Below are 13,958 nucleotides of genomic sequence, written 5' to 3'. Positions count from 1 at the left end.
AATTTATACCCATCCTTTTTCCTGCGCATTAACATTCTTCCATGATTGCCTTAACTGCAGCTTTTGTATCGGTGAGAGGAAACAATTCATATCCCACGTAACCCTCATATCCGCATTCCTCAAGATGTCTGATCACCTTTTTATAATTGATCTCACCAGTACCCGGTTCATGTCTTCCCGGTGCGTCTGCCACATGGATATGTCCGAACTGCCCGCTGTAATTACTAATTGTGTCACAGATGCAGCCTTCATTGATCTGCATATGATAAACATCATACAATAGTTTCAGTCTCGGGGAACCGATGAGACTGCATATTTCTGCACCCATCTGAGTATATTTCAGGAAGTTCCCCTCATGGTCTGTTGTAATGTTCAGCGCTTCCAGATTGACATTGATATCTTCTTTTTCGGCAAGCTTGGCACATTCCAAGAGTGTGTCGTACATCGCGCAGAGCTTTACTGTATCCGACAGGTGATCATAATGGTTTACAACAACTCCGCCGTCCCCCAAAGCGTTGGAATGGATCGTGACACTGAGCGCTCCTACTTTTTTAGCCGCTCCGATGGATTTTTTTAACTCAGTCAGATACTTCTCCTTATGCTCAGGGTCCACCAGGGAATAATCAGCATCACCGTTAAACCCGCTGATCTGGATTCCTGCATTTTTTGCGGCCTTCGCTGTTTCCTCAAGATCCCGGATTCTCCAGTCCCAGAATTCCACAGCTTCAAACCCGTCATCCTTGGCTGCCTGGAAACGTTCGTTCCAGGGCAGCTCTGTGTATAAAGTATCGATACATGCACATTTTCTTAAACCCATTTTATTCTACCTCCGCGATTTTGACCGGTCTTCCTTCTTTCAGGGATTTTGTCGCCGCTGCAGCCATGAGCACCGGATACAGGCCGTCTTCTCCGCCCACTGGTGTCTCGGTATCATTCAACACTGCATCTGCGAATGCCTGGATCTCGGAGACGAAAGCTCCTGTGTAGCGGTCCCACATGATCTTATATGTATTTTCATAGCTCGTCCGGTCTTCATCAGATACCACAACTGTGTTTGGTACGTCATTTTCATTTCTTACACAGCCTTTGGAACCGAATACCTCTACTCTCTGATCATATCCGTACACAGCCTTTCTGCTGTTGTCTATGACTGCGATGGCTCCGTTTTCAAACTTTAAGGTAACCACGGCAGTATCCACATCCCCCGCTTTCCCGATCTCCGGGTCAACAAGCACAGAACCTGCCGCATGGACTTCTGTTACCTCTGAGCCGGCCAGGAATCTTGCCATGTCAAAATCGTGAATCATCATATCGTAAAAAATTCCTCCGGATACTTTTACATAGTCAATGGCCGGCGGCTCCGGATCCCTGGAGCTGATCCTGATCATATGTACATCCCCGATCCTGCCGGATTTCACCACGTCGTACACTCCCCTGTGGTTGTGGTCAAACCTGCGGCAAAATCCGATCTGAAGCTTTACTCCGGCATCACAAGCCGCCTTGACAGCCTCATGAACCTTATCTAAATCGTAGTCAACCGGTTTTTCGCAGAAGATATGTTTCCCTGCCCTGGCGGACTCTATGATGTATTTTGAGTGAGTGTCTGTGGAAGAACATATCAGAACAGCCTCGATTTCCCTGTCATTTAAAATATCCCGGGCTTCTTTTGTCACTTCCCGGACCCCTAAGTTTTTTAGATAGCTTTCTGTTTCTGCGTTCATAAACGGATCCGCAACTGTCTTGATCTCAACCTCCGGCACAAACATAGAGATATTTTTTGCATGTACCTTTCCGATTCTCCCTGCTCCAATGATTCCTACTTTCATTTGATGAACCTCACTTTCTGATGATTTTGATTTAATTGTGTTTTTGTATCATTCATGTGCTTTTGCACTTATAATTATAGGTCCACCCAGCAGCAAAGTCAATGTAATCAATTGGTTTTCTGTATTTTTGTGCATTATACGTTATATGTGCTTTTGCACATTACGTGTTTATCAGGCTTCTGCGCCTGGTCCTTTGTGAAAAATGACCAACCCAAAGCATTGCAGCATGTTTCCTGATATGATAGAATGCAAATGCACACAAGAAAGCAGAGAAAGAAGGCATTCCAATGAAAAAGAAACCTACGATACAGATGGTCGCGGAGCTGGCCGGAGTTTCCAGGGGCACCGTAGACCGGGTATTAAACAACCGTTCCCATGTCAGCCCAGACGTCCATGACAGGGTCATGAAAGCGATCCAGGAAACAGGCTATCTGTCACCGAGACAGGCATACCAGACCAAGCTGTCCGAAGTTTCCTATTCTCATATAAAACTGGGAGTACTCCTGCCCAACTGGACAGGCCATTTTAAAACTGAAATTTTACGGGGCATCGATGCGGCCCGGTCTGAGCTGGAGGATTTTCACGTAGAGATTATTCTGAAAGAATGCAAGACAGATATTCCCGGCGAGGTAATCGAATTGCTGGATGAACTGCTGGATGAAGAAGTCCAGGGCATCGCCCTGTGCGCCCTCAACAATCCTTCCATTGAAACTCACGTCTCTGCGCTGAACGACAACAATATCCCCGTCATCACATTGAATTCGGATCTTCCGGAAAGCCGGCGGCTCTGTTTCATCGGACAGGACTATCATAAGAGCGGGCGCATTGCCGCTGAGCTTCTGAGCAAGTGTATCCCCGTTTCAGGCAGCATCCTGGCTGCTGTGGGAAACTTGGAATTTGACGGTCACCGGACCCGCCTGGAAGGTTTTCTGGACAGGATGGAAGAAATCGGTTTTAGAAAAGACCAGATACAGGTCATTGAGACATACAATGACTATCAGACAACCTTCCGGAAAGTTACGGAGGCTCTTGAACAGACCTCCGGTATCTGCGGTATATATATGGCCAACCGCAGTGTGGCCGGATGTACCGAGGCCGTAAACACACTGGGCATGAAGGATTCTCTTAAGATCATCTGCCATGATATATCAGAGAGCACAAAACGGCTTCTACAAAATGGAAGTATTGATTTTACAATTTCCCAGGATATTTTCAGACAGGGCTATCTGCCTATGATCTACCTGCGGGACTATCTGCAGAAAGGGAAACTCCCGGAATCAGAAGAGACGAATACCAACATCTCCATCATCTGCTCCCAGAACCTGGAGAACTCATAAAACTTAAAAATCCGGTGAAAGGATCATCTCTGATCCCTCTCCGGATTTTTAGCGTACATAAAATGTTTATCTTAACTTTTAAAAGTAAACATAAAAGCAGTCATTAAGGTCAGGCCAGGGAAAAACCGCCCAGGATCTTTTCCCGCGGAGCCGCTGTCACCGTACGGTTTCCTAGTCTTTTTAAGCCGTGCGGCCGTCTTAAAACAGAACCAGCCAAGGGCTGTTCCTAAAACATTTGCGATCAGGTCACTGCTGTCTGTTGCCCTGTACAGTGTAAACATTTGGCTTATCTCAATGGCCAGCGAAAACCACAGCCCAAATAGAACCGTCTTTTTCATCCGTCCATAGCTCTTGCTTATAACCGGGCAAAGCAGCCCCAGGGGGATAAAACAAAGAATGTTCAGGATAAAATCCATTCCGATACCGCCAGCCAGCGGAATCAGACTGATATTCGGATTAAAAACCGCCTCCCCGATCCCAGCTCTCCAGACTAAATCTTTTACTGTCGGGACCCCGACAATACTCTTTAAAACAATACACAGGTAATAGTACATCAGGCAGGAACCGCACAATACCTTTAAGTTAAGCCGTGTCTTATCTGCCCTGGACACCAGGTACAACAGCATAACATCTCCGCTTTAAGAATCCCTTCCAGGGTTCTTACTTTTTTCTGACTTTATAAAAGGAACTTATTTATAAACTCTGAAAGAAACCATTTTTTGTTATTTGTCATATGTTAAGTACTCCTCAAAACAAAAGCTTCTGCAAGACAGTCCTTACTCCGGCCTGCCCTGCAAAAGCTCTCATTTTCATTTTATTTCAGCATATCCAAAACATCCTGGACATTGCCCGCTGTTTGTAATTTGTCAAGATTATCCTGACTGTCGATCACCTGTGTGATCTTTCCAAGCAGTTTCAGATGTTCATTGCCGATTCCTGCGATTCCGAACACTAGGTAAGCTTTTTCGTCACCGAAATCCACACCGTCCGGATACTGGACAAGGACAATACCGGTTTTCTTGACTTTATTTTTCGCGTCTCCGGTTCCGTGAGGGATCGCAACTCCCATACCAAGATAGGTGGTGACTGTGCGTTCTCTCTCCTGCATGGCTTCAATATATTCTTTTTCTACATAACCCAGCTCATAAAGTAAGTTTCCTGCTGCCGCTATGGCTTCTTCTTTGGAAACACTCTTTTGTCCGAGCTTAATCCCTTCCTTCACCATGACCATCGGTTTTGCCTCTGTCTCAGAAGACGCCTGTTCTACCTGCTCTTCTACAGGAACAGCTCCTTCTTTCTGGCCCTGAGCCAGCTTATTGTACAAACCGTCAATGGCCTCATCCTGGAGAAAGTTCTTGATCGTTACCAGCTGTGCATTTGGCGCACTTTTGGCCGCACGGTCTGCTAAAACCTCCTGACATACAACCACATCCGTATCGGCAGGCACCGTATCAACAGAGGAATTGATCACTGTAATGCCAAGCCCCAAAGGCTTAATCCTGTTTCTGAATTTGGTTGCTCCCATGGCGCTGGAGCCCATACCTGCGTCACAGGCGAATACGATCTTCTTGATCTCTCCTGCCTTTTTTGCAATACCTTTGCTGGCGGCCTTCATATTCTGAACACTGTCTGAGGCCTCTTCCAGACTCTTTCCGTTGGACATCTTGATGATCGGTGCCGCTACGAGGAAAGATACAACCGCAGCGATCACAACTCCGAGCAGTACGGCAAGCGTTGATCCTTTCGGCGCCATTGTTAAAAAGGCGATGATGGATCCAGGCGATGCCGGTCCGGTAAGTCCGATGTTAAACAAAGAGTAATAGAATACTGCACAGGCAGAACCTGCGATGGATGCAATGATAACAACAGGATTCATCAGTACATAAGGGAAATAGATCTCATGGATTCCACCAAAAAAGTGGATGATGATCGCACCCGGTGCGGAATCCTTTGTTCTTTTGTCTTTGGAAAATGCCCAGTATGCGGACAGAACTCCAAGGCCTGCGCCTGGGTTCGCCTCGATCATGTACATGATTGATTTCCCGGCTGCCTGTACCTGCTCTCCTCCGATCGGAGTAAAGATACCATGGTTGATAGCATTGTTAAGGAACAGTACCTTTGCAGGTTCCACGAATACAGATACCAGCGGCAGCAGGCTGTGTCCGATCAGGAAATCAACTCCTGCCGTGAGCACGGTGAGGATTGCTGTCATAACCGGTCCGATCAGATAGTATCCGATGATCGCCAGGATCATTCCGATGATACCGACAGAGAAATTGTTGACCAGCATTTCAAATCCGGCCGGAATACGCCCCTCTGCCGCTTTGTCAAACTTCTTGATGACCCATCCGGCAAAAGGACCCATAGCCATTGCTCCCATGAACATGACCTCATCACTTCCGCAGATCACACCCAGGATGGCGATGACTGCGATGACCCCGCCCCGGTCTCCGGCTACGAGTTTACCTCCCTGATAACCGATCAGGACCGGAAGTATGTACTTCAGCATCGGATCGACCATAGTTGCAAGTTTTGCGTTCGGGAACCAGCCCTTTTCAATAAACAGGGCCGTGATTAATCCCCATGCAATAAATGCGCCGATATTCGGCATGACCATTGCGCTCAAAAACTTTCCAAATCTTTGTACTGCGTTTTTCATATATTCATCTCCTTCATTCCCATGCAAACGTTCCCCCCTCATTTGCATATCTTTACTTCAAGTCCCTGTTCTTCTATTGCGTTTTTGTCTAATTTGGAAATTCCGGAATCTGTGAGCATCAGTTTAAATTCGCTCAGTCTGGCAAACCTGCAGAAAGCTCTCTGTCCTATCTTTGAGCTGTCACAGAGCATGTAAATCTCGCCTGCCGCTTCCATCATGGCCCGCTTGATCACTTTCATCTCTTCATTGCTCGTGGTCGCTCCGCCGAAAACCGACAGGGCATTGGGAGACAGAAATACTTTATTGACTGCAATACTTTTAATAAAGTCAGTGCCGATAGCTCCCTGAGTCAGGCGAAAATTATTTCTCACTTTCCCCCCGACAATATAGAGTTCAATCCACGGATTTTCCTGTAGTTCCAACGCAATCTGAAGATCGTTGGTAATAACTTTGATGTTTTTCGCGTCTTTTAACAGCAGTGCAAGCTCCAGTGTGGTGCTTCCGCTGTCCAAGATAACCGCGTCTCCCTCCTGCACATAAGCTCTGGCGATTCTGGCAATGGCTTTCTTTTCTTCTTCGTGCCCTCTTCTGAGTGATAAGAATTCTTCTTTCTGCAAAACATCTTCTTTGAGCAGCGCGCCCCCATGGGTTCGGACAATGGAACCCTCTTCTTCCATCGCCCGCAGATCAGCCCGCAGGGTCGCCCCGGTGACCTGAAACTCTTCGATAAGCTCTTTCACCTCAGCCCGCTTATGCTTCTTAAGATATAATAGAATCTGTTCTCTTCTTTCCTCTGCAAACATTGGCACCCCTCTTTATCTTATGCCCCAAAGTGCTCAAATAAAATCTTTTCTGCTTCTGCATTCCACAGGCCGTTGTGTTTGTCACATGCATCTGCAAGTTTTGCAAACAGAGGATCTTTCTCCCCTAATTTTCTGAAATCATCGATGGCAGTGAGCGGCATATCGAACTGCATGTAAGTAAGTTTCTTTCCTCCCGGAATATCCGGAAGATTTTTGGTTGTCTCTGCAACTGCGTCAATTCCTCCGATATGTGTGATCATAACAGCCGGTTTAATTTCTTTGGATGCCGCCTTGTTGATCGCTTCTTTCATATCATCAATGGTTCCCCCGGTGCTTCCCAGAATTTTGGTCCTGGAGTAATGGCAGTCATACAGGTTCATATTTGCTGAGAACTTTGGATCTGTCGGTCCTGCAAACAGGTTCATGCAGCCGTCGTAAGCGAGCAGCTTATTTCCAAGTTCTGCAACGCCAGTGATCGGAACATATACGAATACATCATCATATCCATGTCCTTCTGTGATGTCCATAAGTTCTTTTTCCTGGTCTTTCATAGCCGCAGTATTCACATAGTGAAGTTCTACGCCTGCCGCTTTTGCATCTTCAATGGAGATCACCTGTTTTGCCCGTTCTACACGGTCATCGCTGATATCTGTGACTACAACACGTTTTGGTTTATTCTCGAAAGCCAGCGCATAACTTACAGCACCCAGTCCCATAGGTCCGCATCCGCCCAGGATCAGGATATTTCCGCCTTCTTTTGTCCCCATGACATGCTCATAGCTTCCCGGAACCGTATGGTAATTTGTATGATAACCGCTGATGACACAGCACATCGGTTCTGCCACAGAGGCATCAAAGTAGCTGTCGCCTTCAAAAGTCCATACACATCCCTTTTCAATAATGTCATTCGGGAAGATACAGTAGGTTGCTGCACCACCGCAGTACTGATAAGAATATCCCGGAGATTCCATCTGTCCCGGAATTGCCGGCTGCTGGGCAAACTTTTGTCCAGGTTTGAACTTATCCTGCCACTTCTTTCCTACTTTCACGATGTCTCCGGCAAATTCATGTCCAACTAATACCGGGTTCTCTGCCACGTCATTGGGCACTCTTTTGTGACCAGCGCCCTGTTTCACAGTTTTCCATGTTGACATACAGATACTGTCGCTTACAACTTTTACCAATATCTCATCATCTTTGATCTCCGGCAGTTCAAATTCTTCTAATCTGATGTCATCCACTCCGTACAATCTTACACCTTTTACCTGCATAATGCCCTCCTTGAGATTTTCATGTGTTTTCATGTATTTTCATTTATTTTTATTATGAAAATATCATACCACTTTTATTTTCATTTGGCAATATGAATATTAAATATTCTTAAATTTTTCCATTTGTGAGTATCCTGCCCGGTGGGCTTTTTTTGTTGCCTGGCACGCTATTACATAACAAAAAAAGAACCGCCCTGGTAGGTTGTTTCGGGCAGTTCTTTTGTCTTATATGTGCTGTAATCAGCTGCCGGAAGGTATCAGCGATGCAATCCTTCCAGCAAAATCATTGAAATTCTGTGTCTGTAATATGATCTTTCCCGGTCCGGTAAGCTTAGTGAGAAATAATCCCTCTCCCCCGAAAAAAATATTTTTAACACCTTTGATCCGCTCGATCTCATAACTTATGCCGTCTTCAAAGGCCACCACATTTCCGGTATCTACGAGTATGGTCTCTCCCGGAGCCAGTTCCTTAGTCACCGCATCCCCGTCGACCTCCAAAAATGCCATGCCGTCTCCGGAAAGTCTCTGCAGTATGAAGCCCTCTCCTCCGAAAGCTCCTGCTGACAGCTTCTTCGTAAATATAGTCTCCAGAGAAACGCTCCTCTGAGCGCACAGAAAAGCCTTTTTCTGACAGATCATTCCTCCGGTCCCCTGGAACTGAAGTGGAAGGATCGTCCCGGGAACAGTTGATGCAAAAGCAATCTTCGCCCCATCTTTTACAGAAGAATAAGTCACCATGAAGAGTGACTCTCCGGCAATCTTCCTTCCGATCCCTTTTAAAAATCCGCCCTCCATCTTGGACTCCCCTTTGATCGAAGAGTCCATCCATGCCATAGCTCCTGACTGGGTAAACATTGCTTCTCCCTTGTCAAGTTCCACTTCTACTGCCGGTACTGTCTTTCCGATGATTTCATGCTTCATACTGCCTCACCCCTTTCTCAGATCATTCCTCCGCTTTTTAAAGACGCTTCAATAAATCCCTTAAACAGCGGATGTGCTTTGTTTGGTCTTGATTTAAATTCGGGATGTGCCTGTGTTGCTAAAAAGAACGGATGAGACGGTATCTCAATCATCTCTACGATACGCCCGTCCGGTGAGCATCCTGAGAGCATCATGCCGTTTTCCTGAAGTACATCCCTATACTTGTTATTTACCTCGTAGCGGTGGCGGTGGCGCTCTGAAATCTCTTTAGTTCCGTAAAGTTCTTCGGCTTTGGAACCTTCTGCCAATACGCACGGATAAGATCCGAGTCTCAGTGTACCTCCGATATTGGTCACTCCGTCCTGATCTGCCATGATATGAATCATCGGATGTTCCGTATTTTCATTAAACTCTTTGCTGTGGGCATCTGCGTAGCCAAGGACGTTTCTCGCAAACTCCACAATGGTAAGCTGCATGCCAAGGCACAGTCCCAGATAAGGAATCTTGTGTTCCCTTGCGTACTGGATGGAGCAGATCATGCCCTCAATACCCCTGTCTCCAAATCCTCCGGGAACGATAATACCCTGAACGCCGCCCAGCATCTCGTCCACATTGTAAGAGCTGACACGCTCGGAGTCCACCCATCGGATGCACACGTCTGCCGAGTTGGCCACACCCGCATGCTCCAGAGATTCTACCACACTGATATAGGCATCGTGAAGTGACACATACTTTCCGACCAGAGCCACTTCGACTTTATGCTTTGGATGCTTCCAGTTGCCGATCATCTTGCGCCACTCTGAAAGGTCCGGCTCCGGACACGGAAGATGAAGACAGGCACACGCTTCATGTGCCAGGTGTTCATTTTCCATCATGAGCGGAACTTCATATAAAACTTCTGCATCCAGGTTCTGGATGACACGCTCTTTTTCCACGTTGCAGAACTGTGCAATTTTCCTCTTAATACCGTCATCCAGCGGATAGTCTGATCTGCACACAAGGATATCCGGCTGGATTCCCATACCCTGGAGATCCTTGACGCTGGCCTGGGTCGGTTTCGTCTTTAACTCGCCTGAGCTCTTTAAATACGGGATCAGCGTCACATGGATCAGGATACAGTTTTCATGTCCCACTTCATGCTGGAACTGTCTGAGCGCCTCTAAAAATGGCTGGCTCTCAATATCTCCCACAGTACCGCCGATCTCTATGATCGCCACTTCCTGTTCCGTTGCCTCTTCATTTCTATAAAAACGGCTCTTGATCTCGTTGGTCACATGCGGGATCACCTGAACCGTATTGCCGCCGTAATCTCCGCGCCGTTCCTTCTGTAAAATATTCCAGTAAACCTTTCCTGTCGTCACGTTTGATTTTTTGTTCAGGCCTTCATCGATGAATCGCTCATAGTGTCCCAGGTCAAGATCTGTCTCCGCCCCGTCATCCGTCACAAAAACTTCTCCGTGCTGGATCGGGTTCATGGTTCCCGGGTCAATATTGATATATGGATCAAACTTCTGGCTGGTTACGTGATAACCTCTCGCTTTCAGTAATCGTCCCAGAGACGCTGCAGTGATTCCTTTTCCAAGGCCTGAAACAACACCGCCGGTGACAAATACGTATTTTACTGGCATGATTTTTCCTCCTAAGTTCTAATAATTACAAAATGTTATAATATCATATTTAAACAAAGTGGGCAAGCCCACCTCAGCTCCCCTAACAAACAAAATTTTGAAAATGGATTTTTACTCAGATATAAATATTATACCACAAAAAGAAAGCACCAGGTACAGTATTCCTCTTCTCTTGATGAAAAATAAATAAGGAATCGTTGCTTTCTTAACTGACTGTTGGTTCTTAAGTTCTATCACTGGGGTATGATTGGCGAACGCCAAAGGAAATATGAAATAGATCTTACTGAATGAGGTTCAGAAAAGAGGCACTGTGTGGTGCTTTCTACGGTAATAATATAACATACATAATTTTACATGTCAACTTTAAAATTACAAAAAGCTGTGATAAATTTCCTCACAGCTTTTTACTCACTTTGTTTCCTTTTTTTGTTTGGATGGACAGGCCTTGGAACAGCCCTCACATCCGCAGCCACACCCTGTCTCTCCCCGCCGGACGCGTGAGATGAATCTCCATATCACAAAGAGAACGATCCCCGCCGCCAAAATCAGGATAATGCCGTCTGTCAGACTCATTGGCTTCCTCCATTATTGATAATTAATCTCATTCTACTAACCATAGCATGAAGATATCCTCAAGTCAATTCTTCTTATCATAAGTTTTAACTATCATTTAAAAACATATAAAAACTTCCATTTTTCTTTTTTCTTGGCGAATACAACTAAATCTGCTACAGATGAATCTTTTTCATATCCCTCTAAGATTACTATGTTATCCAAAGAATATTTTTCTACATCTCCATCTGCCGTATGTTTCTCTATAAATTCCTGCCATGAATCATCTCCTATTTTTTTATAATATTCAGGTTCAAATTCTACCTTTTGAAAATTATAATTATAATCATGTAGTTTTAGCTCTCTTTTTGCCTTTTTTTTCATGGCCGACAATTCCTTCTTTGAAATCTTTGGAATTTTATCTTTTTTACTGATTTCCGTTGTAGACTCTGGTTTATTTATTTCCTTTTTCTTGCATCCTGTATTAGCAATCAACAACACACTGATTAATAAAAGAATCGTAATTTTTTGTTTCATATTAATCTCCAGTCGTTTAAAGCATGATAGAATTTAGTTCTGAACCGGAATTTACTCATTCAATTCAGCATCTCGTTTTAACTCTTATTTAAAAACGTATAAAAACTTCCATTTTCCTTCTTCCTTAGCAAAAACAACTAAGACTCCTGCTGATGAATTCTTTTGATATGCCTCTAAGATTACAATTTTATCTAAGGAATATTTTTTAACGTCTCCGTCTGCCGTATTCTTTTTTATGAATTCATTCCATGAATCATACCCTATTTTTTTATAATATTCAGGTTCAAATTCTATCTTTTGCACATCATAGTCTAGTTTCTTCAGCTCTTTTTCCGCCTTTTGTCTCATAACGGATAACTCCTTTTTTGAAATCTTTGGAATTTTATCTTCTTTGCTGATTTCTGTTGTAGTCTCTGATTTTTTTATTTCTTTTTTCTGACATCCTGTGTTAACAATCAACAACATACTAATCAAGAAAAAAACAGGAATCATTCGTTTCATATTAATCTCCATTCTGGCCGCCCTGAATGACAGCATAATTAATGATAAAAGTGTTTGCAGTCTCATTTTCCAAACCTTTTATATTATTTCACAAACTTTGCATTGGAAAAACGTATCCCCCGAATATAACAATGATTCACTCCACCATTAGCCCTGATCCAGTCGGTAACTGCTCTTGATTTTAGATTATGTTGTGTGACAAATGTCTGCCTGTCCTTAATCTGTGTGACATATGTGCTGTGCTTATAAACATTTTTCTTCCCATCTTCTCTACTCTGCAGTACATCTCCTACCTGTATATTAGTTAAAGATTTTACAAGTTTGTTGTTATTATAGCCTTTTCCTTTGGGACCATAAGTTTTAGCCTTATTTACATAGGTGTAAAAAGGATTTACACTCTCCCATGCAGATGAACCTCCTCCTGTACCTCCATACCAAACACCCTTTACCATTCGGAATTTACTGCTTATATTCTTTTTCGTTTTAGCATCACTGCTTTTATTATATCCACCATAGGCAGCCCAGACGCATTGTGAAATAAAATTGGTGCAGTCATTTTGATTTGGAACAATATAAAAAAATCGCTTAGCTTTAGCAAATCTCTTGGCATATGCAATGCCATTCGCCCATGAATATCCCTTACTCACTGACAATGTTGAAATTCCGCTTGAATTTAAATTTTTCAACTCTTTATTTTGTGTTTTTGACTCTTCAACTAACTGATTACAAATATCTGTGACTTTGTCTCGGTAATTTTTCATTGAGTAAGCTGCCCGAGTAACCTTAAAGTCACTTACTTCACTCTTAAAATAGTTATAATTCTCGTTTGTCGTATTAATATTGTCAATCTTCCAATTCCCATTCATCTTTTTTAAAGTAAACTGGTACTGTGTATCATATAGCCCTGAATCAATATCACTGAATCCTTTATAATGATAATCAATATTTCTCATTACTGATACTTTCGCTGTACTTCCATTGATATCCATTCCAGAATATTTTAAATCTAGTTTATAATCTTCATACCCTGTCCCTATATTTTTACTGCTTAAAATATCATATTCGTATAACTTTTTTCACCATTATTTTATCTGACTTATCTAAAGTTTTCCCTTTTACCTTTGCCGTCCCAAGTATTCCTATGCAAAACATCAGAATGAGTACAATAGAAAAGATTTGTTTTATGTGCCAGCATTTATGTTTCATAGCTTCACCCGCATAATATCATTATGCTATTCCCTTCTCTGTCTTTTACACTTTGCTTCACTATACAGTATCTTTCTTCATTTCCTGGTTCTATAAAATAAAATTGTAATCATATTAACTAGCCCTATACCACCCCTCATTCTAATCTCCTAATTTATCTACTAAATCTTTAAGTTCTTCCGCTTCCTCCTGTGAAATGGTTTCCGTAAAAGCACATATCATATCCGATAAAGAATCATCAAACCAAAATTCCTTCATATTTTCCAATTGTTTTTTCTGATATGCCTTTTCTTTTACAAGAGAACTTATGTAACTGTAACGGCCTTCCCATTTCAAACGTATAAAACCTTTTTTTTCGAGTTTCGTCAAATATGTTCTGATCGTTGCCCGGCTGTACTTTTTTTCATAATTTTCCTTCAGACTTTGGATTATGTCATAAACTGTTATCCTTTTTTCCGTTTTTTCTAATCTCCAAATAGATTTCATAATTATATTTTCCATGCCGCTGAGCATATCTTTGTGTTCCAATCTTCTTTTCCTCATTTCTGTTTATCACTATAAACAATATTTTAGCACATATCGTGTTTATTTTCAAGTAACTATATAAAACATTATAAAATATCTTTCTGAACAAAGTGGGCAAGCCCACTTCAACGCCCAACCCCTCACTCTGAGGGGCTTGACAACTTTGCGTGCCAGATGCAATTTGCCGCAGGC

General features: G+C 43.4%; 14 protein-coding genes. 1 reads left to right on the top strand and 13 read right to left on the bottom strand.

Features of this window, described 5'->3' with window-relative positions; translation table 11 throughout:
* Positions 1 to 28 precede the first annotated feature (28 nt).
* Together QGT46_RS08435 and iolG are read right to left on the bottom strand one after the other, a co-directional pair.
* The gene (locus QGT46_RS08435) at positions 29 to 817 is read right to left on the bottom strand and encodes a hydroxypyruvate isomerase family protein (protein ID WP_024726408.1); all 789 of its coding nucleotides are present in this window, start codon (positions 815 to 817) and stop codon (positions 29 to 31) included.
* A gap of 1 nt (position 818) precedes the next feature.
* On the bottom strand, positions 819 to 1,826 hold the full coding sequence (iolG, locus tag QGT46_RS08430) for an inositol 2-dehydrogenase (protein ID WP_148459495.1): 1,008 nt from the start codon (positions 1,824 to 1,826) through the stop codon (positions 819 to 821).
* Between the two features lie 287 nt (positions 1,827 to 2,113).
* On the opposite strand from iolG, the gene QGT46_RS08425 reads away from it, so the two are divergent.
* A complete protein-coding gene (locus QGT46_RS08425; protein WP_148459496.1) occupies positions 2,114 to 3,163 on the top strand; it encodes a LacI family DNA-binding transcriptional regulator in 1,050 nt (349 codons plus the stop codon).
* Positions 3,164 to 3,234: 71 nt separating this feature from the next.
* Here the strand turns inward: QGT46_RS08425 and QGT46_RS08420 are convergent, their stop codons facing one another.
* From QGT46_RS08420 to QGT46_RS08370, 11 genes are all read right to left on the bottom strand, one after another.
* Positions 3,235 to 3,789, bottom strand: coding sequence for a VanZ family protein (locus QGT46_RS08420; RefSeq protein ID WP_148459497.1), 555 nt, complete (start codon positions 3,787 to 3,789; stop codon positions 3,235 to 3,237).
* Between the two features lie 188 nt (positions 3,790 to 3,977).
* A complete protein-coding gene (locus tag QGT46_RS08415) occupies positions 3,978 to 5,822 on the bottom strand; it encodes a PTS mannitol transporter subunit IICBA (protein ID WP_148459498.1) in 1,845 nt (614 codons plus the stop codon).
* A 38-nt stretch (positions 5,823 to 5,860) separates the two neighbouring features.
* Positions 5,861 to 6,625 carry a DeoR/GlpR family DNA-binding transcription regulator gene (locus QGT46_RS08410; protein ID WP_024726403.1) on the bottom strand — a complete coding sequence of 255 codons (765 nt, stop codon included), beginning with the start codon at positions 6,623 to 6,625 and terminating at the stop codon, positions 5,861 to 5,863.
* 17 nt (positions 6,626 to 6,642) lie between these two features.
* Entirely contained in the window at positions 6,643 to 7,896 is a 1,254-nt protein-coding gene (locus QGT46_RS08405) for a zinc-binding dehydrogenase (protein WP_024726402.1), read from the bottom strand.
* Positions 7,897 to 8,136: 240 nt separating this feature from the next.
* The gene (locus QGT46_RS08400; protein ID WP_024726401.1) at positions 8,137 to 8,817 is read right to left on the bottom strand and encodes a TIGR00266 family protein; all 681 of its coding nucleotides are present in this window, start codon (positions 8,815 to 8,817) and stop codon (positions 8,137 to 8,139) included.
* Positions 8,818 to 8,834: 17 nt separating this feature from the next.
* The gene (locus QGT46_RS08395; RefSeq protein WP_148459499.1) at positions 8,835 to 10,445 is read right to left on the bottom strand and encodes a CTP synthase; all 1,611 of its coding nucleotides are present in this window, start codon (positions 10,443 to 10,445) and stop codon (positions 8,835 to 8,837) included.
* A gap of 408 nt (positions 10,446 to 10,853) precedes the next feature.
* Positions 10,854 to 11,018 (bottom strand): FeoB-associated Cys-rich membrane protein, encoded by a 165-nt coding sequence (locus tag QGT46_RS08390; RefSeq protein WP_081723773.1) that lies wholly within the window; start codon positions 11,016 to 11,018, stop codon positions 10,854 to 10,856.
* A gap of 93 nt (positions 11,019 to 11,111) precedes the next feature.
* Positions 11,112 to 11,534, bottom strand: a complete 423-nt coding sequence (locus QGT46_RS08385; protein ID WP_148459500.1) for a hypothetical protein — start codon at positions 11,532 to 11,534, stop codon at positions 11,112 to 11,114.
* An 84-nt stretch (positions 11,535 to 11,618) separates the two neighbouring features.
* Positions 11,619 to 12,035: a hypothetical protein gene (locus QGT46_RS08380; RefSeq protein WP_148459501.1), complete on the bottom strand. Its 417-nt coding sequence runs from the start codon at positions 12,033 to 12,035 to the stop codon at positions 11,619 to 11,621.
* Between the two features lie 83 nt (positions 12,036 to 12,118).
* Complete coding sequence (locus QGT46_RS08375) at positions 12,119 to 12,988, bottom strand: amidase domain-containing protein (RefSeq protein ID WP_301590351.1); 870 nt, start codon at positions 12,986 to 12,988, stop codon at positions 12,119 to 12,121.
* A gap of 394 nt (positions 12,989 to 13,382) precedes the next feature.
* Positions 13,383 to 13,742, bottom strand: a complete 360-nt coding sequence (locus QGT46_RS08370) for a BlaI/MecI/CopY family transcriptional regulator (RefSeq protein WP_301590349.1) — start codon at positions 13,740 to 13,742, stop codon at positions 13,383 to 13,385.
* Between the last annotated feature and the right edge of the window lie 216 nt (positions 13,743 to 13,958).

This window comes from Anaerostipes faecis (genome assembly GCF_910574135.1).
Taxonomy (GTDB): Bacteria; Bacillota; Clostridia; order Lachnospirales; family Lachnospiraceae; genus Anaerostipes; species Anaerostipes hominis.
Note: the sequence above shows the minus strand (reverse complement) of the source record. Positions and strands in the feature narration are given on the sequence as shown.

Coding starts and splice junctions, on each gene's coding strand:
- QGT46_RS08390 (WP_081723773.1), bottom strand. CDS start 11,018: ATGAGTCTGACAGACGGCATTATCCTGATTTTGGCGGCGGGGATCGTT.
- iolG (WP_148459495.1), bottom strand. CDS start 1,826: ATGAAAGTAGGAATCATTGGAGCAGGGAGAATCGGAAAGGTACATGCA.
- QGT46_RS08435 (WP_024726408.1), bottom strand. CDS start 817: ATGGGTTTAAGAAAATGTGCATGTATCGATACTTTATACACAGAGCTG.
- QGT46_RS08415 (WP_148459498.1), bottom strand. CDS start 5,822: ATGAAAAACGCAGTACAAAGATTTGGAAAGTTTTTGAGCGCAATGGTC.
- QGT46_RS08395 (WP_148459499.1), bottom strand. CDS start 10,445: ATGCCAGTAAAATACGTATTTGTCACCGGCGGTGTTGTTTCAGGCCTT.
- QGT46_RS08425 (WP_148459496.1), top strand. CDS start 2,114: ATGAAAAAGAAACCTACGATACAGATGGTCGCGGAGCTGGCCGGAGTT.
- QGT46_RS08420 (WP_148459497.1), bottom strand. CDS start 3,789: ATGCTGTTGTACCTGGTGTCCAGGGCAGATAAGACACGGCTTAACTTA.
- QGT46_RS08380 (WP_148459501.1), bottom strand. CDS start 12,035: ATGAAACGAATGATTCCTGTTTTTTTCTTGATTAGTATGTTGTTGATT.
- QGT46_RS08375 (WP_301590351.1), bottom strand. CDS start 12,988: ATGAGAAATATTGATTATCATTATAAAGGATTCAGTGATATTGATTCA.
- QGT46_RS08410 (WP_024726403.1), bottom strand. CDS start 6,625: ATGTTTGCAGAGGAAAGAAGAGAACAGATTCTATTATATCTTAAGAAG.
- QGT46_RS08400 (WP_024726401.1), bottom strand. CDS start 8,817: ATGAAGCATGAAATCATCGGAAAGACAGTACCGGCAGTAGAAGTGGAA.
- QGT46_RS08385 (WP_148459500.1), bottom strand. CDS start 11,534: ATGAAACAAAAAATTACGATTCTTTTATTAATCAGTGTGTTGTTGATT.
- QGT46_RS08370 (WP_301590349.1), bottom strand. CDS start 13,742: ATGGAAAATATAATTATGAAATCTATTTGGAGATTAGAAAAAACGGAA.
- QGT46_RS08405 (WP_024726402.1), bottom strand. CDS start 7,896: ATGCAGGTAAAAGGTGTAAGATTGTACGGAGTGGATGACATCAGATTA.